Origin of the sequence: Agrobacterium sp. 22094, from assembly GCF_052046015.1 — a bacterium.
GTDB classification, from domain to species: domain Bacteria; phylum Pseudomonadota; class Alphaproteobacteria; order Rhizobiales; family Rhizobiaceae; genus Agrobacterium; species Agrobacterium cavarae.
Genome location: NZ_JBQEPX010000001.1, coordinates 2,447,016 through 2,463,945 on the forward strand (window position 1 = coordinate 2,447,016; position 16,930 = coordinate 2,463,945).

A 16,930-nucleotide genomic window follows, 5' to 3' on the forward strand; every position below is an offset into this window, starting at 1 on the left:
CTTACGAAAATCTCGGAGTTGTCGGTGGACAATCCTGAAATCATCCTGAGAAGGGCCGATCGCTGGGAGTGCGAGCACGTCGCGAGAGTGTCACGAGCATCACGTCAACACTTTCTACCCTATCTTCCAGACCTCCACAGCTTTGAGGAAGACGTCGCATATTTCAGCAATGTCGTTCTCAGGCAGAGCGAGGTGTGGTGCGCTGAGCAGCACAGCACCCTTGTTGGCTTCTGTGCGTTTCGAGATCGGTGGCTGGATCACCTCTATTGCCTGCCCGAATATGTCGGTCATGGAGCAGGAACCAAACTGCTCAACAAAGCAAAAGAAGGACAAGCGGAACTCAGTCTCTGGGTTTTTCAGCAAAACAAGCGTGCCATTCGTTTTTATGAACGGAATGGCTTCGTCAAAGTGAGCGAAACGGATGGCTCCGGATGCGAGGAAAAACTGCCGGACGCGCTGTATAGGTGGCGGCACGATGGGTCCGCCAACGACTTTTCCTCCTAACGCAGGCGACCCTTCAACGAAGCGTCAGGGAAGCAGGTGGGCTTCAGACCATTCTTGGCCTGCCAGTCGCCCAATGAACGGCGGGTCTTGAAGCCCGCAAGCCCATCCGCTTTGCCGACATCATAGCCTTTGGCCACCAGCGCCTTTTGCATGGCGAGCACGTCGGAGCGTAGCATGGAGCCGACATTGCCCCATTCCGCCTGGAACGGGCCTGCGCCATAAGCGATACGGTCGGCGAGATTGCCGATGAAAAGCGCGTAGAGGTCGGAGTTGTTGTATTCCTTGATGACGTAGAAATTCGGCGTCACGACGAATTCCGGGCCATGGCGACCGGCAGGCACCAGCATCATGCCGTCGGCGCTCAAGTCATTGGACGGAAAACCTTTTCCAGAGACGCGAGTGATTCCCATCTTCGCCCATTGCGACACTGGCTTTGCCAGATCCGGGCCTTCCTGCGCACAGGAAACATTGTCTGGTATGGAAACCTCAAAGCCCCAATCGCGATCTCTTTGCCATCCGCGTTTGGATAGATAGTTGGCGATGGATGCCAGCGCGTCGGGTACCGAATTCCAGATATCGCGATGACCGTCTCCATCGAAATCGACCGCGTATTTCAGATAACTCGACGGCATGAATTGCGGCTGGCCGAGAGCGCCGGCCCATGAGCCCATCATCCGCGAGGGCGGCACGTCACCGCTTTCGGCAATCTTCAGCGCGTCGATCAGCTCGGCGCGAAACATCTCTTTGCGGGTCGAGGCATAGGCCTTGGTGGCCAGTACATCGATAACGGAATTTGGCAGCTTCGCGCGACCGAAACCGGACTCGCGGCCCCAGATCGCAACGACGATGTTGCCCGGAACGCCATAGGTGGCTTCGATGCGCTTCAGTGTTGCCGCGTGGGTGGCAGCAAGCGAGCGACCCGTTGCTGCCAGACCCTGCAGACGCTTTTCAGAAAAATATGCGCCGGGAGAGGAGAACTCGGCCTGGCTCTGGGCCTGCTCCTTCGGCGGCTTTTGCCCGGGCACCAGGACGTCCGGCAGCTTCCAGTTGATCGACAAACCGGTGAGCGCTGCCTCGAGCGTTTTTTGCGACACGCCGGCTTTGCGCGCCTCCGGCCAGATTTCCCGCTTCAGCCAGGCATTGAACTCCGCGTCATATTTCGCGGCAGCAGCCCCCGTCGGAATAGCCTGCGCCGAGGCGGTGCCGGATGAAAGAATGGAAAGAGCGGTGGCAAGTGCAAGGCCGATGATGTGAGCGCGCATTCGGTCTCCTGGTCTTTATGAGTTCAAATTGCCGTGCGGGCGCGAAGCGCCGCGGTCAACGTACCTTCGTCGAGATAGTCCAGCTCGCCTCCAACCGGCACGCCGTGGGCAAGGCGGGTGATCTTGACGCCAAGGTCGGTCAGACGGTCGGTGATGTAATGTGCGGTCGCCTGGCCCTCGACAGTGGCGTTGACGGCGATGATCAGCTCGCGAATGCCGCCGACACTGACCCTGTCGATCAGGCCCTTGATGTTGAGATCTTCCGGGCCGACACCATCCAGCGGCGAGAGCGTACCGCCCAGCACGTGGTAGGCCGTGTTCATCGCCCCTGCCCGCTCCAGCGCCCAGAGATCGGACACGTCTTCCACCACGATGATCACCGCCTGGTCGCGCTGCACATCGGAGCAGACCGTGCAGGGATCGATCGTATCGACATTACCGCAGCAGGAGCAGATCTTGACCTTGTGATAGGCTTCGTCCATGGCATGTCCAAGGGGACCCAGCAACTGCTCCTTCTTCTTGATAAGGTGCAGCGCCGCGCGGCGCGCAGAGCGGGGGCCAAGTCCCGGCACCTTTGCCAGAAGCTGGATCAGTTTTTCGATTTCAGGACCGGTGACTCGTTTTGCCATGGAGCGTTTCTACTGCATTAATCGTTGAACGGGAATCGCGAAGCGCGAAAGGCATCTCATGAAAATTCAGGCGATTTGTCGCGCGGCTGCGCAAACGCTCCCCGGCAAGACATCCAAGACCGGCATCTTCAAGCACGCGCTAAGTGGGCCTGTGATGGTCGATGTGCAAGGGATCGTCGGTGATGCCGTCTGTAACCGCAAGCATCACGGCGGGCCGGACCAGGCAATCTATGCCATGGGGTCGGGCGATCTCGACTTCTGGGCAAATGATCTCGGCCACGCTGTCGAGCCCGGATTCTTCGGCGAGAATCTGGTGATCGAAGGCATCGACAGCGCCACGCTCTGCGTCGGCGACCGGCTAGCGCTTCAACAGGTGACGCTGGAAGTAACCGCCGCGCGCATTCCCTGTGCGACGCTCACAGCCCGCGTTGGCGACCCGCAATTTGCGCGGCGCTTTCGCGATGCCGGCCATCCCGGATTTTACTGCCGGGTGCTCCAATCAGGCATGATGGAAGCCGGAGAGAGCGTGACTTTCACACCCTACGGCGGAACGAAACTTCCGATCCCGGTCATCCTGCAGCGCTTTCGGCCCAACCGCCTGACGCAGGAAGAGCGTGCCGCTTTTCTCGACACGCCCCTTGCCATCCGCTTTCGCGAGATGATCGCCTAAGTTTTATTGGCTTGCGTCGCCCAAGGCCGACGCAGGTTTTTAGAACGGGAACTTCATGCCGGGCGGGATCGGCAGGCCAGCGGTCAGCCCAGCCATCTTTTCCTGTGCCTGGGCTTCGCCCTTTTCCTTGGCATCCTTGTGGGCCGCGACGATCAGGTCTTCGAGGATTTCGACCTCGTCTTCCTTAAAGAGCGACGGATCGATCTTCAAGCCGCGCATTTCGCCCTTGCCATTGAGGGTCACGGTGACGAGACCACCACCGGACGCGCCATGGACTTCGAGTGCGGCAATTTCTTCCTGCACCTTCTCCATCTTGGCCTGCATTTCTTTGACCTTGCCCATCATGCCCATAATGTCACGCATGGCTGAAACTCCTGTCTTTTGTTGTTGGGGCGGATGATCCGAACACAGTTGGCATCGTCACCTTCGCCGCTTTGTTCAAAACTCGATATCGTCGCCGGGAAGAATGTCGCCTTCGCTGGATTCAGCCACGGAAGGCGGCGCGGTATCTTCGATCTCTTCCTGCACGGGGGCGCGAATGCGCACATCGGTGATCTTCGCGCCGGGAAACTGCGCGAGGATTGCCGCAACATCCGGATCCTGCCGCGCGTCGACCAAGCGAGCATTACGCGCATTGCCTTCCGCTTCCACGAGCGTCGGCTCGCCCTCGTCCTTGCTGAGGCTGACGATCCAGTGGATGCCCGTCCATTCCTTCAGCTTGACGCCGAGTTCGCCCGGAAGCGAGCCCGGTGCACCTTCGCCAAGGCGCATGTCGAGACGGCCGGGCTCGACCTTCACCAGCCGCACGAAGTTGCGAACCTTGGCGCGCATGACGGGATCGCGATTTTTCTGCGCCAGATCGGCGATGTCCTGCACCGATGTGACCGGCACCTTGGGCTCCGGACGCTCTTCGGTACGAGGTGCTGCAACCTGCATGTCCTGCGGGCGGCTATCGGGCACGGCGCGCAGCATGGCCGTCGGCTGAGGTGCGGATTGCATCTGAGGCGATGTCTGCGCCGAAGCGACAGCCTGCGTCGTGCCATAGGCGCGTGCGCCTCCACCATTACCATTGCCGCCACCACCGGCGGGACCGCCAGTCGGCATGGCGCCTGCACCGTTTGAAAGCTCTTCCAGACGGCGGGCCGCATCTTCCGGCGCCGGCAAATTGGCGGCATGCGATAGGCGGATCAATACCATTTCGGCAGCACCGGCAGGGCGCGAGGCATTCTCCGCTTCCGGAATCCCCTTCAGCAACATCTGCCAGATACGCGACAGCGTGGAGACGGCGACACTTTCGGCAAATTCGGCACCGCGAACCCGCTCGACCTCCGAAAGCGACGGGTCTTCCACCGCATCCGGCACATATTTCATGCGCGTCACGAGATGGGTGAAATCGGCGAGATCGTTCAGGACGACCACGGGGCTTGCGCCCGCTTCGTACTGCGCGTTGAATTCGGAGAGCGCGGATGCCACATCGCCCTTGATGATGTGCTGGAAGAGATCGACGATGCGGGCGCGATCGGCGAGACCCAGCATGCCACGCACCGCGTCAGCCTCCACACGGCCGCTGCCATGGGCAATCGCCTGATCGAGCAGCGACAGACCGTCACGCGCCGAGCCTTCGGCTGCACGCGCAATCATCGACAGCGCCTGCGGCTCGGCCTCGAAACCTTCCTTGGATGCAATCGCCGTGAACAGTCCCACAAGGTCGGCGGCGCTGATGCGGCGAAGATCGAAACGCTGGCAGCGCGACAGAACAGTGATCGGAACTTTACGGATTTCGGTGGTGGCGAAGATGAACTTCACATGCTCCGGCGGCTCTTCGAGCGTCTTCAACAGGCCGTTGAACGCCTGCGTCGAGAGCATGTGAACTTCGTCGATGATATAGACTTTGTAGCGCGCCGAGACCGGGCGATAACGCACCTGCTCGATGATCTCGCGAATATCGTCGATACCCGTATGCGAGGCGGCGTCCATCTCGATCACGTCGACATGGCGACCTTCCATGATCGCCTGGCAATGCTCGCCGGGGATGCGCAGATCAATGGTGGGCTTGTCGATTTCGGGCGTCTTGTAGTTCAACGCACGCGCCAGAATACGGGCAGTCGTGGTCTTGCCGACCCCGCGCACACCGGTCAGCATATAGGCCTGGGCGATACGGCCGGTTTCGAACGCATTGGTCAGCGTGCGAACCATCGGCTCCTGCCCGACCATCAGATCGGAGAAATCCTTGGGGCGGTATTTGCGCGCCAAAACCCGGTAACCCGTACCCTGCTCTTTTGTCTGGGGCATATTGGTTCCGGTGTCGCTCATCGCCTCGCCAGTTTTCGAAGTGGGGCCCGCTTCAGGCTCAACTGGCCCGGCGAAGCAGAGCGTGTCTTAAAAAGAAGGGTGGGAGGCTGGCACGGCGACCCGTGCCTGGCTCGTTAGGGCTGCTTCCTTCCGGACCTGACCCGGTTGGCGAGTGGCTCGTCCACCACCAACCTCCCGGCGCCACATATCGGCAATAATAGAAGCAAATGCAAGTCAGGCCTTGAAAAAACTGCTATCTCTGTGAAAACAGTTCGTTATTAAGCGCGAACTGCGGCGCAAGACCGCGGACCATTTTTAGGGAGGATGCCTTGGGCCCATTCCACCTGGACGAAAGACTGGCGCGCGACAGCGTCCTGATTACCACGCTTGGCCTTTGCCAGTTGCGGCTGCAGAACGATTGCCGCTGGCCCTGGGTGGTGCTGGTTCCCCAACGCAACGATGTCAGCGAATTGTTCGACCTGACCCCGCTCGATCAGGCCGTGCTGACGTTTGAGACCAACCTCGTCGCTTCGGCGCTGAAGGATCTGACGGGAGCTGTCAAAATCAATGTCGGTGCGCTTGGCAACATCGTCCGCCAACTCCATGTGCATATCATTGCCCGCAACGAAGGCGATCCGTGCTGGCCTGGGCCGATCTGGGGACAGGGAACCCCAGTCCCTTACGCCGAACACGACAAACAGGATTTCATAAAGAAACTGGCTGGCGCACTCTGATGACTTCAAATCGCATTTTCGATACCACCTCGCCACATCCCGAACCCTCCGCTCTGACGGCCTTTGCGCAAAACGATCTCGACCGCCTTGCCGAAAATCGCAACGAGACCTGTGTGGCCGATGCCTTGAAGGTGGAAGGCACACATCTTCTGGCCTTTGCCGGCAACAAGCTGATCCTCAAGCATGACGACCAGGTTCTCGATCCCCTGTTTGCCGCCTACGAACTGGCGGAGCTCGATCCCGATTTCGATCAGGCGATTTTGCTGGGCTACAAAGAAAATGGCGAACCGCGGGTCGCCGTTCCGGTCAAGATTGCCGAAGAGGCGCTTGCCAGCCACTATAAGGCAGCGGATGCGCGCACGCTCTATCGCGACCAGTTGATCGGCGAGGAGCTGCTGGGCGAAGTGGCGCAGGCGGTCAGCCTTGTGAACTGGAACGCCGACAACAAATTCTGCGGTCGCTGTGGCGACCAGATGGAGCTTCGGATCGGTGGCTATAAGCGCATCTGTTCCGGCTGCGGCCACACGATCTTTCCACGCACCGATCCCGTCGTCATCATGCTGACGATCGATCTGGAGCGGGACCTTTGCCTGCTCGGTCGCGGCGCGCATTTTCCGCCGGGCATGTATTCCTGCCTCGCGGGCTTCGTGGAGCCTGGCGAGACGATCGAAAACGCCGTGCGTCGCGAGACGCGGGAAGAATCCGCCATTGAGGTCGGGCGCGTTCGCTACCATGCCTCACAGCCATGGCCTATGCCCCACACGCTGATGATCGGCTGCTTTGCCGAAGCGCTGTCCTTCGATATCAGCCGTGACGATGCGGAGCTGGAGGATTGCCGCTGGTTTACCCGTGAGGAAGTGGCGGAACTTCTGCAGATGACGGGAGCCAATGGTCAGTTGCCGCCACCGAAAGGTGCCATAGCCCATCGGCTGATGCGCGACTGGATCGAATGGGACGGCGCAGCTTGAGCGCTCTCCGCCCGACCGAAGACGATTACAGTCTGTTCAGGAATTGCCGCTGGTCTGACATTTGCAGGCGCCAACGGCATTCTTGGATCGACTGTTAGACGGTGTTGAAATTGCCGCGCATGGCGTGGCCCTTATAGACACCGAGAATGCGGACCTTCTCGGAGAAGAATTTCAGCTCCTCCAGCGCATGCCGGACCGGCTCGTCCTCAGGATGGCCTTCGATATCGGCGTAAAACTGCGTCGCAACGAACTTGCCGCCAATCTGGTAGCTTTCGAGCTTCGTCATGTTGATGCCGTTGGTGGCAAAGCCGCCCATGGCCTTGTAGAGCGCTGCGGGAATGTTGCGGACATTGAAGACGAAGGTGGTGACGATCACGTCCTGCGGCGTCATGCGCTTCACCCATTGCTCATCGCGCGACAAGACCACGAATCGGGTGACGTTGTTTTCAGAGTCCTCGACATTCTCAGCGAGGATATCCAGTCCGTAAAGCGACGAGGCCAAGCGGGGCGCAAGGGCTGCCATGCTGCGATCGCCCTTTTCCGACACCAGTTTGGCAGCGCCGGCGGTATCGCCTGCAACAACCGCCTTCCAGCCGTTGGAGCGAATGATCTTGCGGCACTGGCCGAGCGCGTGAATATGGCTGTGGACCGTCTTGATCTCATCCTTCTGCACACCGGGCAGCACCATCAGCTGGAAGCGGATCGGCATGAAATACTCGCCGATGATGTGCAGGCGCGATTCGGGAAGCAGGTGATGAATATCGGCCACGCGTCCGGCCAGCGTGTTTTCGATCGGGATCATCGCCAGATCGGCGTCGCCATTTTCCAGCGCGTTGAACGCGTCTTCGAAGGTCGGGCATGGCAGCGGGTCCATCTCCGGAAAGACATCGCGAGAGGCCATGTCGGAATTTGCGCCATATTCGCCCTGGAAGGCAATGCGATTGCTGCTGGTCATGGTGCGATCTTCAATTCTGTCTGTTAGCAAGGATTTTGCGGGCCGTCTCAAGCTGCGGCTGGGTATCGACACCAAGCGGAACCGAACGCACGATCTCCGCATCGATCCGCATGCCGGCTTCCAGTGCGCGCAACTGTTCGAGGCTCTCGCGCAGCTCAAGCACGGATGGCTTTAGCGACACGAATTTCTCCAGCGCGGCACGCCGATAGGTGTAGAGCCCAATATGATGGTAGAGCGGTCCGTTGCCATAGGGCGCCGTCGCGCGCGTAAAATAGAGCGCACGAAGACGGGTTTGCGAAAGCGGGCTGCCGACGATCTTGACGATGCTCGGATTGGTCTTTTCGTCCTCGTCGGTGATCGGCACGGTCAGAGTGGCGATATCGACCTCAGGATTTTCCATCGGCAGCAGCGAGGCGCGAATCGTTTCCGGCTCAATGGTCGGAAGATCGCCTTGAACATTGATGACGAATTCGGCGCGGCCTTCCGGATCGGCCTTTTGCAAGGCTTCGTATATGCGGTCAGAGCCGGATTGGTGATCGTTCCGGGTCATGATGACATCGAAACCGGCCGACCTGACCGCGTCGAAAACGCGCTCGTCATCCACCGCGACAACGATGCGTTCGGCGCCTGCTTCGCGGGCGCGCAAGGCAACCTGAACGATCATCGGCTTGCCGTTAATGTCGGCCAAGGGCTTGCCCGGAAGGCGGGTCGAGGCCATTCGTGCGGGAATAAGCACGATAGCTTTTTCGAAATTTCGATTATTCATCCGACACCCTTCAAATTCCGCCGGAAAAGTGGCAATACGTCACGGGGGCGGAGAGCATATTCAAGTTGCGCAGGCTGTGCAAAAGCCATAGCTTTCACGCAATTTCAAGATGCCCGTTTCATGCAAACGGTTGTGAGGGAGCGCAAATCAATGAATTCACGGGTTAATATGGCGGTCGGTGCGTTTCTTGGCACGATCTTCGTCCTTATGACGGTATCGATAGCCTCGGACGCAATTTTCCATTCCGCTGCCCCGGAAAAGGAAGGCTATACGATCGTTGCGGAGACATCCGGTGCAGGTGAGGCCGCCGGAGGCGCAGCCGAGGCGCCTGCAACACCGATTGCCAAGCTTCTTGCAACTGCCGATGCCGCCAAGGGCGAAACCGTGTTCAAGAAATGCACGAGCTGTCACACCGGGGACAAGGGCGGCCCCAATAAAGTCGGCCCTAACCTCTACGACGTGGTCAACCGCCCGATCGCCAGCCACGCAGGCTTCAGCTATTCCGCAGGCATGAAGGATTTCTCCAAGGGTAGCTCAGAGAAGTGGGACTACGATCACTTGAGCTACTTCATCGAAGCACCGAAGAAGCATGTTCCTGGCACGGCCATGGGCTTTGCAGGCATCAAGAAGGAAACAGAGCGCGCCGATCTGATCGCCTATTTGCGCACGCTTTCCGACAATCCGGCCCCGCTGCCGGATCCGAATGCACCTGCGGCACCGATGCCGACGAACTGATCAGACTAGAGCGCCGTGCGTCCTATTGGACGCACAAAGGACGCTCTATCTTCTTTGATCTACGCATCGTGCTTTCCGAAAATCGATTCCGATTTTCGGGCCGATGCTGTAAAATTTCAAAAGCCCGGGCGACCGGGCTTTTTTTGTGCCTTCGGGAGCGGCGCAATCATGCGGCCGCCTTGTTGGGCTTGCTGACCGTCTCGCTATTGGCCTCATGTTCTACCGCGTGACGGCGTGAGAACAGCCTGCCAAGAGCTTGGCCCGCACGCTCCATCTCGACGAAGATCACCGGCGTGATGAAGAGAGTAAGGACCTGTGAAACCAGCAGGCCGCCGACCACCGCGACACCCAGAGGCTGGCGAAGTTCGGAACTGGCACCGGAGCCAAGCGCGATCGGCAACGCGCCGAGAAGCGCGCAGAAGGTCGTCATCATGATCGGTCGGAAACGGCGCACGCAGGCCTCATGGATGGCGACAGCCGCCGCCTCTCCCTTGCTGCGCATATTGTCGACCGCCACGTCGATCATCATGATCGCATTCTTCTTGACGATGCCGATCAGCATCAGAAGGCCGATCAGGGCGATGATGGAAAAATCCATGCCCATGATTTTAAGCGCCAGAAGTGCACCGAAGGCGGCCGCCGGCAGACCTGAGAGAATGGTGAGCGGATGGATGAAGCTTTCATAGAGAACACCCAGCACCACGTAGATGGTCAGCACCGCGGCCAAGATCAGCAGACCGGTATTGCCCTGTGACTGCTGGAAGATTGCTGCCGTGCCGCCATAGGTGGTGAAGACATCGTTAGGAAGGCCGATCTGCGCCTTGACCTGATCGATGCGCTGCATGGCCTGGCTCAGCGAGACGCCGTCCGGCAGATTGAAGGAGATGGTGGTCGAGACCAGCTGTCCCGTCTGGTTGATGGCGACCGGCGCCGGTTTGCTCTCCACCGTGGCAAAGTTGGACAGCGGCACCAGCGTGTTGGTCTTGGTGGAAAGAATATTGATGTCGCGCAGGGAGTCTGCGGTCCAGGGCTTGGAGCGATCGAACTCGACGATCACATTATAGCTGTTGCCCGTCGATTGGATCTGGGCAGCGTCATAGCCACCAAAAGACATTTCCAACGTCTTGCGCAGCTGATCATTGGTAATGCCGTAGGCTGCCGCCTTCTCGGAATTAATCACGATGGTTGCGGCAATTGCGCCATTCTGCGCGTCAGATGTGACGGATGTGAATGTCGGGTCCTTGCGCATCTCGTCCATCAGCTTGCCCGACCAAAGGCTTGTGGCATCGGCGCTCAGGCCCTGTACGACGAGCTGATATTGCGAGGCCGAACTGCGGCCACCAAAGCGGAGACTCTGCTGCGGCGTGATGTAGGTTCTGATACCGGGAATCTTCGCGGTTGCCTTGGTCAGCTCAGCCAGTGTTTGCTGGAGCGGTTCTCGATCCGCTTTCGGCTTCAACTGCACGAACATGGAGCCGTTGTTCAGCGGGCTGCGCGAACCGCCGCCGACGATGGAGGTGACATGCAGGACGGCGGGATTGGTGCGGATCGCTGCCGCCACCTGGTTTTGCAGGTCACTCATGTCCGTATAGGAAATGTCCTCACGCGCACGGGTCGAGACCGACAGCTGACCAATGTCTTCCTGCGGGAAGAAGCTGGATGGCAGAGTCCAGAACAGCAGGCCGGATGCTGCGACCGAGCCCAGGAAGCACAAAAGAACAAAGCCGCGATGGCGCAGGCACCATCCAACGGCGCGGTCGTAAACGCCGAGGGTCCGGTCGAAACCGGCATCGAACCAGCGAATGATCGCCGGCGGTCTGGAGGAATGCGACGACAGGCGCGAAGCAAGCATCGGCGTCACCGTCAGGGAAACAAGCGCCGATGCCAGGATGGCGAGCGTCACCACCATGCCGAATTCGTTGAACAGACGGCCAACCACACCGCCCATCAAAAGAATAGGGATGAACACGGCAACGAGCGATATCGACATGGACAGAATGGTAGAACTGACTTCCGCCGCACCTTTGAGTGCGGCCTCGCGCATGGGCAGCCCCTCTTCATGCAGGCGCAGAATATTCTCCAGCATGACGATGGCATCATCCACCACGAGACCGACCGAGAGGGTCAGCCCCAAAAGCGAGATGTTGTCGATGCTGTATCCCAGGACATACATCGCGCCGAAGGCCGCAATCAGCGACAGGGGAACGGCAAGGCCCGGAATGATGGTCGCGGTCAGGTGTCCGGTGAACAGATAGATGACCAGGACAACCAGCGCGATGGTCAGGAACAGCGTGAACTGAACATCCGAAACGGCGTCCTTGATGGCAACGGACGTGTCGTTCATGACATGGATGTTGATCGAGGGCGGCAATTGTTCGCGAAGCGCCGGCAACTTGTCCTGGATGGCTTTCACCACATCGACCGTATTGGCATCCGACTGGCGCTGGACGGCGAGAATGATGGCGGGTTCGCCGTCGAACCAGCTGCCGGCATCCGGATTGTCCACGCCATCCTGCACATTGGCGACATCACCCAGATGGATCGGCGCACCGTTTGCCGTGGCGACCACCAGCGACTTGAACTCCTCTGCATTGGTTCTTTGTGTATCGGCATCGATCGTCAGGCGCTGGCTCTTGTTTTCCAGGGCGCCGACCGGAACTTGGTTGTTCGCCTGTGCAATGGCTGTCGTGACCGTATCGACACCGAGATTTCGGGCCTGAAGTTTGGAGGGCTGAAGACCCACCCGCACCGCATAGGTTTTTGCGCCGTAAACACTCACCTGCGCCACGCCTGAAATTGTCGAGAGCAGCGGCGAGATGATGTTCTCAGCAATATCGTCCACCTTGCTTGCCGGCATTTCCTTGCTGTTGACGGCCAGCAACAGGACCGGCGCGTCCGCCGGGTTGGTTTTGCGGTAGCTCGGCGCGGTGGTCATGTTGCTCGGCAACTGTCGCTGCGCGCGTGAAATGGCCGCCTGCACATCCGCTGCAGCTGCGTCGATATCGCGGTTCAGATCGAACTGGATGACGATGGAGGTGTTGCCGAGCGTGTTGGTGGCGCTGATTTCACTGATGCCGGGAATCGTCTCGAACTGCTTGACCAGCGGCGTCGTCACCGAGGTTGCCATGGTCTCTGGCGAGGCACCGGAGAGCGACGCAGAGACGTTGATTGTGGGGAAGTCCACTTTTGGAAGCGCCGCCACGGGCAGGAGCCTGTAGCCGGCAAAGCCAGCGAGTGTCAGCCCGATCGCAAGAAGGATGGTCGCGACGGGGCGATTGATGCAAAAACGTGCGATCACTGGGCAATCTCCGGAGCAGGCGCGTTCTGTGCAACTTTGTTTGGCTGATCGGCGGCAGCTTCCGGCGTATCGACGACCGTCTGACCATCCGTCAATTCCGACTGTCCTTCGACGATGATGCGTTGTCCGGCAGAGAGGCCGCTGGCGATCGCCGTCATATTGCCGTTCGAGCGGATGACATCGACAGGCGTCATGTGAACATGGTGGCTGTCATCCACGGTGTAGACGAATTGCCCGTTCGGTCCCGCCCTCAGCGCCACTGTCGGCACGACAATCTGCTTCTGATCCGACTGGAAGTGAACGACGACATCGGCGGACTGACCGGGCCACACCAGGCCCTTGTCGTTCTTGAACTCGGCCTTTACCAGCACCGTACCGGATGCCTGGTCGACGGTGTTGTCGAAATAGGCAAGCTTTCCCTGGATCGGCGTTCCGCCGGTTGCCACCGGGTCGATATCGACCGTCGCACCGTTTTTCATCCCTTCACGCAGTTGCTCCAGATAGCGCTGGGGCAGCCGGAACTGCATGTAAATCGGATCGTAGCGGGTGATGCTGACAATCGTTACACCGGCACTGAGATAGGCGCCAGGGCTAATGGTGATGATGCCGAGGCGACCATTATAGGGCGCACGGATTTCGGTGTCTTGAAGAGTTGCCTCGTCGGACTGCAATGTTGCCTTGTCGGCATCGATCTTGGCAGCGGCCATGTCGCGGGCTGCGCGGGCCTGATCCAGCACCTGTTGGGACTCAGCACTTTGTTTGGCAAGAGCGGTCGCGCGATCGAATGCCGCCTGCGCCTGCGCGAGACTGGCCTGATCGGACGCGATGTTGGCCTTGTCCTTGGCAACGGCAGCGCTGGCAAAGCGATCATCCATCTTGATGATGAGATCGCCGGCTTTCACCTCCTGGCCACTCGTGGCAGCCACAGACGCGACCGTACCCGCTTCACGCGGGGCGATGTTGGTGGAGTCCGCAGCAACAGCCCAGCCGGTCGCTTCCACATCCATCGGCAAGGCCGCCTCTTCGACGGTCACTGTCGAAACCGCAGGCGGACCGCCATTGCGCCGCCCGCCGCCCTGGCCCTTCGCCCGGTCGTGACCGCCGCCATCCTGGGCGGCGGCCTTATCTCCCCCGGCCTTTCCATCAGCAGAAGCCGTGTGCGTCACGGCCCCTTGCGAAGCGACGAAAGGCAACGATTTGATATAGGGGATCTCGTCACGAAACGGCCAAGCCGCAACAGCGACGACAACCAGTATGCTGAAGAGTATCCAGATTTTTTTCATGCGGGGGGTCCGACTTGATGGAGAAAGCCGCGATACGCCCACCGTATCGTTGAGACCTTCCAGTCTCAGGAAACATCCTTATCACGCCAAAATCACCTTAAGTTTTGGTAACATGGACAAGTTTTAATTTTGGGAGGGGTTCGCAGAGCGCAAAGCAACCACAAGAAGAGCCACGCAATGCGCGAGATCTTTCGAAATCCAAAAATATCGTGAGAATTTATAAGAGCGAAATGGCGGACAGGGTGGGATTCGAACCCACGGTACGCTTTCACGCACACACGCGTTCCAGGCGTGCGCCTTAAACCACTCGGCCACCTGTCCTTCTTTACAATCTGCATGTTTGGGAAATGCAAATCACTGGAACGGCGCGATATATACCGATGAATTCGCGGCGATCAACCCGATTCTGACAGTTTTTTTAAATGTGTGTGAAAAGGCTGTTCATGAGGAGATTGCAAAGCGCTGCTTCGGACTTTATCCAGAACCAGGAGAAGGTCGCCTTGGGCGACTGTCCTATTGAGTAAGCCGCCGGGGAGTCCTGCCATGAAAGCCTTGTTCCGGTTTCTTAGCTTTCTGCTTCTTCTGTGCGCAATTGGCGTTGGCGTCTTCGATGCCATCCGCTCGGTTTCCACATCCTCCGTCGATCTCTTGAGCTTTCGCGAAGGCTGGGCGGAAGTTTTTCCTTCCTCGCTTGCCATGGCAGAAAGCGTGACGGCACACTATATTCACCCGGAAGCGTGGCGCTGGATCGAAAACGGCCTGAATGCCGTTCCTGCCTTCGCGGTTCTTCTTGGGCTTTCGCTGCTTTTCTGGATGGCAGGCTACCGAAAGCCAAGACCGCTCGGTCGTTTTGCGGCCTGACGATACCAGCATCCCACACTGCATGAGAGCGGAACGCGGCGCCGATCGCCGCAGGGAGACTGCAATGTTTGGATTCGATACCCTTTCAAAAAAGACAGTGATGCCGACCGCAGAGACCGCGATCCCGGGCCGGGATGAGGCGGTGGTTGTGCCGGAACACCATTTCGTCAATGGAAGAAGCCTGAAAGGCCCCTACCCCGACGGGTTTGAAACGATCTATCTCGGAATGGGCTGCTTCTGGGGTGCCGAACGGTTGTTCTGGAAGACGCCGGGCGTCTACGTCACTGCGGTTGGCTACTCCGGTGGAATGACCCGTAACCCGCACTACCAGGAAACCACGACAGGGCTGACCGGCCATGCCGAGGTGGTTAAGGTGGTCTATGACCCGTCACAGGTGACGCTGGCTCAACTCCTGAAGATCTTCTTTGAAGAACATGACCCGACCCAGGGCATGCGACAGGGGAACGATGTCGGCACGACCTATCGCTCGGTGATCTATACGACCAATGATGCGCAACTCGCCGAAGCCAAGGCCGCCCGCGATGCCTTCCAGCAAGCGCTGGAAACGGCCGGTCACCGTCCGAAGATCACCACCGAGATCGAGCCGCTCGATATCTTCTATTATGCCGAGGACTACCATCAGCAATATCTTGCCAAGAACCCGGGCGGCTATTGCGGGTTGAGGGGAACCGGCGTGACCTGCAACATCGCCTAGTTGTATGGCAACTGCCCGGTGGAAGAGATTAAAAAACCACCAGAAAAGAGGTTTTCCACCGGGCAAAAAAAACGGGTGAATTTTTCTCGCAGCCGTGCAAGGATGCTCCTCACGCTCAGCCCACAAGGCTGGCTTTTCCGCAGAACATGCCCAGCATAAGGGCTTGCGGGAGGACCCTTTTTAATAAAATTAAACTGCAACAACAGGGCTGCAAAATGAAAAAATCCCTTCTGACGCTTTTCGCGCTTGCTGCGATGTCGGCTTCCGCCTTGGCCGCGGATATCAAGCCGGCATTGGTCTACGGAACGGGCGGCAAGTTCGACAAGTCGTTCAACGAGGCTGCTGCAACGGGTGCTGAGAAGTTCAAGTCTGAAACTGGCATCGAGTTCCGCGATTTCGAGCCGACCAGCGACACGCAGGGTGAACAGGCGATCCGCAACTTCGCAAGCCGCGGCTTCAATCCGGTGGTTGCAGTGTCCTTTGCCTGGACCTCCGCGATGGAGAAAGTGGCTAAAGAATTTCCCGACACCAAGTTCGTGATCGTCGACTCCGTCGTTGACCTGCCGAACGTGCGCTCGGTCGTCTACAAGGAAGAAGAAGGCTCCTACCTCGTGGGTCTGCTCGCCGGCATGGCGTCCAAGACCGGCAAGGTCGGCTTCATCGGCGGCATGGACATTCCGCTGATCCGCAAATTCGCCTGCGGCTACGCCCAGGGCGCCAAGGCTGCCAATGACAAGATCGAAGTCTTCCAGAACATGACCGGCACGACGGGTGCGGCCTGGAACGACCCGGTGCGTGGCGGTGAACTCACCAAGAACCAGATCGACCAGGGCGCGGACGTGATCTACGCGGCAGCCGGTGCGACGGGTCTCGGCGTTCTGCAGACTGCGGCTGACAACAAGAAGTACTCGATCGGCGTCGATTCCAACCAGAACCACCTGCATCCGGGCTCGGTTCTGACATCGATGGTCAAGCGCGTCGATCTCGCCGTCTATAACGCGTTCAAGGACGTCAAAGACGACAAGTTCACCGCTGGCGTCAACGCGCTCGGCGTCAAGGAAGATGGCGTGGCTTATGCTGTCGATGACAACAACAAGGCTCTGATCACGCCTGAAATGGCGGCAGCTGCCGACAAGGCGAAAGCAGACATCATCTCCGGCGCCGTCAAGGTTCACGACTACATGTCGGACAATTCCTGCCCGAAATGATATGAAATTTGACAGGGGCGCATGATGTTTTTCATCTTGCGCCCTTTTCA

General features: G+C 58.9%; 16 protein-coding genes, 1 tRNA gene and 1 other RNA gene. 8 read left to right on the forward strand and 10 right to left on the reverse strand.

Going from position 1 to position 16,930, the window contains the following annotated elements; all coding sequences use genetic code 11:
• Nucleotides 1-24 precede the first annotated feature (24 nt).
• Nucleotides 25-504: a GNAT family N-acetyltransferase gene (locus tag ACTJK5_RS11945; RefSeq protein WP_335322989.1), complete on the forward strand. Its 480-nt coding sequence runs from the start codon at nucleotides 25-27 to the stop codon at nucleotides 502-504.
• Here the strand turns inward: ACTJK5_RS11945 and ACTJK5_RS11950 are convergent.
• Nucleotides 501-1,766, reverse strand: a complete 1,266-nt coding sequence (locus ACTJK5_RS11950; RefSeq protein WP_335322990.1) for a lytic murein transglycosylase — start codon at nucleotides 1,764-1,766, stop codon at nucleotides 501-503. The two genes, ACTJK5_RS11945 and ACTJK5_RS11950, sit on opposite strands and share 4 nt — an antisense overlap.
• Nucleotides 1,767-1,789: 23 nt before the next feature.
• Nucleotides 1,790-2,395: a recombination mediator RecR gene (recR, locus tag ACTJK5_RS11955; RefSeq protein WP_062427187.1), complete on the reverse strand. Its 606-nt coding sequence runs from the start codon at nucleotides 2,393-2,395 to the stop codon at nucleotides 1,790-1,792.
• 58 nt (nucleotides 2,396-2,453) lie between these two features.
• Between recR and ACTJK5_RS11960 the strand changes: the two genes are divergently transcribed.
• A complete protein-coding gene (locus tag ACTJK5_RS11960; RefSeq protein ID WP_113259792.1) occupies nucleotides 2,454-3,065 on the forward strand; it encodes an MOSC domain-containing protein in 612 nt (203 codons plus the stop codon).
• 39 nt (nucleotides 3,066-3,104) lie between these two features.
• On the opposite strand, the gene ACTJK5_RS11965 is transcribed toward ACTJK5_RS11960, so the two are convergent.
• The 3 genes from ACTJK5_RS11965 to ffs all read right to left on the reverse strand — a co-directional run bounded on the left by ACTJK5_RS11965 (nucleotide 3,105) and on the right by ffs (nucleotide 5,553).
• Nucleotides 3,105-3,428 carry a YbaB/EbfC family nucleoid-associated protein gene (locus ACTJK5_RS11965; protein WP_113259791.1) on the reverse strand — a complete coding sequence of 108 codons (324 nt, stop codon included), beginning with the start codon at nucleotides 3,426-3,428 and terminating at the stop codon, nucleotides 3,105-3,107.
• Nucleotides 3,429-3,503: 75 nt separating this feature from the next.
• Nucleotides 3,504-5,378 carry a DNA polymerase III subunit gamma/tau gene (locus ACTJK5_RS11970; protein WP_440612493.1) on the reverse strand — a complete coding sequence of 625 codons (1,875 nt, stop codon included), beginning with the start codon at nucleotides 5,376-5,378 and terminating at the stop codon, nucleotides 3,504-3,506.
• A 78-nt stretch (nucleotides 5,379-5,456) separates the two neighbouring features.
• Nucleotides 5,457-5,553: signal recognition particle sRNA small type (gene ffs / locus ACTJK5_RS11975), an RNA gene on the reverse strand.
• A 133-nt stretch (nucleotides 5,554-5,686) separates the two neighbouring features.
• On the opposite strand from ffs, the gene ACTJK5_RS11980 reads away from it, so the two are divergent.
• On the forward strand, nucleotides 5,687-6,091 hold the full coding sequence (locus ACTJK5_RS11980) for an HIT domain-containing protein (protein WP_112358173.1): 405 nt from the start codon (nucleotides 5,687-5,689) through the stop codon (nucleotides 6,089-6,091).
• On the forward strand, nucleotides 6,091-7,059 hold the full coding sequence (gene nudC, locus ACTJK5_RS11985; RefSeq protein WP_062443166.1) for an NAD(+) diphosphatase: 969 nt from the start codon (nucleotides 6,091-6,093) through the stop codon (nucleotides 7,057-7,059). The genes ACTJK5_RS11980 and nudC overlap by 1 nt, the downstream gene beginning before the upstream one ends.
• 94 nt (nucleotides 7,060-7,153) lie before the next feature.
• Here nudC and ACTJK5_RS11990 read toward each other — a convergent pair whose 3' ends face one another.
• Together ACTJK5_RS11990 and ACTJK5_RS11995 are read right to left on the reverse strand one after the other, a co-directional pair.
• Nucleotides 7,154-8,014: a prephenate dehydratase gene (locus ACTJK5_RS11990; protein ID WP_440612494.1), complete on the reverse strand. Its 861-nt coding sequence runs from the start codon at nucleotides 8,012-8,014 to the stop codon at nucleotides 7,154-7,156.
• Between the two features lie 10 nt (nucleotides 8,015-8,024).
• The gene (locus ACTJK5_RS11995) at nucleotides 8,025-8,780 is read right to left on the reverse strand and encodes a 3-deoxy-manno-octulosonate cytidylyltransferase (RefSeq protein ID WP_440612495.1); all 756 of its coding nucleotides are present in this window, start codon (nucleotides 8,778-8,780) and stop codon (nucleotides 8,025-8,027) included.
• 150 nt (nucleotides 8,781-8,930) lie between these two features.
• Between ACTJK5_RS11995 and ACTJK5_RS12000 the strand changes: the two genes are divergently transcribed.
• Nucleotides 8,931-9,515, forward strand: a complete 585-nt coding sequence (locus tag ACTJK5_RS12000) for a c-type cytochrome (RefSeq protein ID WP_062427195.1) — start codon at nucleotides 8,931-8,933, stop codon at nucleotides 9,513-9,515.
• 166 nt (nucleotides 9,516-9,681) lie between these two features.
• Here ACTJK5_RS12000 and ACTJK5_RS12005 read toward each other — a convergent pair whose 3' ends face one another.
• The 3 genes from ACTJK5_RS12005 to ACTJK5_RS12015 form a co-directional block, all read right to left on the reverse strand.
• Nucleotides 9,682-12,813 (reverse strand): efflux RND transporter permease subunit, encoded by a 3,132-nt coding sequence (locus tag ACTJK5_RS12005; protein WP_440612496.1) that lies wholly within the window; start codon nucleotides 12,811-12,813, stop codon nucleotides 9,682-9,684.
• Nucleotides 12,810-14,096 (reverse strand): efflux RND transporter periplasmic adaptor subunit, encoded by a 1,287-nt coding sequence (locus tag ACTJK5_RS12010; protein WP_440612497.1) that lies wholly within the window; start codon nucleotides 14,094-14,096, stop codon nucleotides 12,810-12,812. Before ACTJK5_RS12010 ends, ACTJK5_RS12005 begins: the two co-directional genes overlap by 4 nt.
• A gap of 231 nt (nucleotides 14,097-14,327) precedes the next feature.
• Nucleotides 14,328-14,417, reverse strand: a tRNA-Ser gene (locus ACTJK5_RS12015).
• 222 nt (nucleotides 14,418-14,639) lie between these two features.
• Here ACTJK5_RS12015 and ACTJK5_RS12020 point away from each other — a divergent pair.
• The 3 genes from ACTJK5_RS12020 to ACTJK5_RS12030 all read left to right on the forward strand — a co-directional run bounded on the left by ACTJK5_RS12020 (nucleotide 14,640) and on the right by ACTJK5_RS12030 (nucleotide 16,880).
• Nucleotides 14,640-14,957, forward strand: coding sequence for a hypothetical protein (locus tag ACTJK5_RS12020; RefSeq protein WP_440612498.1), 318 nt, complete (start codon nucleotides 14,640-14,642; stop codon nucleotides 14,955-14,957).
• A 64-nt stretch (nucleotides 14,958-15,021) separates the two neighbouring features.
• Nucleotides 15,022-15,672 carry a peptide-methionine (S)-S-oxide reductase MsrA gene (gene msrA, locus ACTJK5_RS12025; RefSeq protein WP_062427199.1) on the forward strand — a complete coding sequence of 217 codons (651 nt, stop codon included), beginning with the start codon at nucleotides 15,022-15,024 and terminating at the stop codon, nucleotides 15,670-15,672.
• Nucleotides 15,673-15,887: 215 nt separating this feature from the next.
• On the forward strand, nucleotides 15,888-16,880 hold the full coding sequence (locus ACTJK5_RS12030) for a BMP family lipoprotein (protein ID WP_062443185.1): 993 nt from the start codon (nucleotides 15,888-15,890) through the stop codon (nucleotides 16,878-16,880).
• The last annotated feature ends 50 nt before the right edge of the window (nucleotides 16,881-16,930 follow it).

What these genes read in the sequence shown, in the direction of transcription:
- ACTJK5_RS12020 (WP_440612498.1), top strand. Translation starts at nt 14,640, where the DNA reads ATGAAAGCCTTGTTCCGGTTTCTTAGCTTTCTGCTTCTTCTGTGCGCA.
- nudC (WP_062443166.1), top strand. Translation starts at nt 6,091, where the DNA reads ATGACTTCAAATCGCATTTTCGATACCACCTCGCCACATCCCGAACCC.
- ACTJK5_RS11970 (WP_440612493.1), bottom strand. Translation starts at nt 5,378, where the DNA reads ATGAGCGACACCGGAACCAATATGCCCCAGACAAAAGAGCAGGGTACG.
- ACTJK5_RS11990 (WP_440612494.1), bottom strand. Translation starts at nt 8,014, where the DNA reads ATGACCAGCAGCAATCGCATTGCCTTCCAGGGCGAATATGGCGCAAAT.
- ACTJK5_RS11950 (WP_335322990.1), bottom strand. Translation starts at nt 1,766, where the DNA reads ATGCGCGCTCACATCATCGGCCTTGCACTTGCCACCGCTCTTTCCATT.
- ACTJK5_RS12000 (WP_062427195.1), top strand. Translation starts at nt 8,931, where the DNA reads ATGAATTCACGGGTTAATATGGCGGTCGGTGCGTTTCTTGGCACGATC.
- ACTJK5_RS11965 (WP_113259791.1), bottom strand. Translation starts at nt 3,428, where the DNA reads ATGCGTGACATTATGGGCATGATGGGCAAGGTCAAAGAAATGCAGGCC.
- recR (WP_062427187.1), bottom strand. Translation starts at nt 2,395, where the DNA reads ATGGCAAAACGAGTCACCGGTCCTGAAATCGAAAAACTGATCCAGCTT.
- ACTJK5_RS12010 (WP_440612497.1), bottom strand. Translation starts at nt 14,096, where the DNA reads ATGAAAAAAATCTGGATACTCTTCAGCATACTGGTTGTCGTCGCTGTT.
- ACTJK5_RS11960 (WP_113259792.1), top strand. Translation starts at nt 2,454, where the DNA reads ATGAAAATTCAGGCGATTTGTCGCGCGGCTGCGCAAACGCTCCCCGGC.
- msrA (WP_062427199.1), top strand. Translation starts at nt 15,022, where the DNA reads ATGTTTGGATTCGATACCCTTTCAAAAAAGACAGTGATGCCGACCGCA.
- ACTJK5_RS12030 (WP_062443185.1), top strand. Translation starts at nt 15,888, where the DNA reads ATGAAAAAATCCCTTCTGACGCTTTTCGCGCTTGCTGCGATGTCGGCT.
- ACTJK5_RS11995 (WP_440612495.1), bottom strand. Translation starts at nt 8,780, where the DNA reads ATGAATAATCGAAATTTCGAAAAAGCTATCGTGCTTATTCCCGCACGA.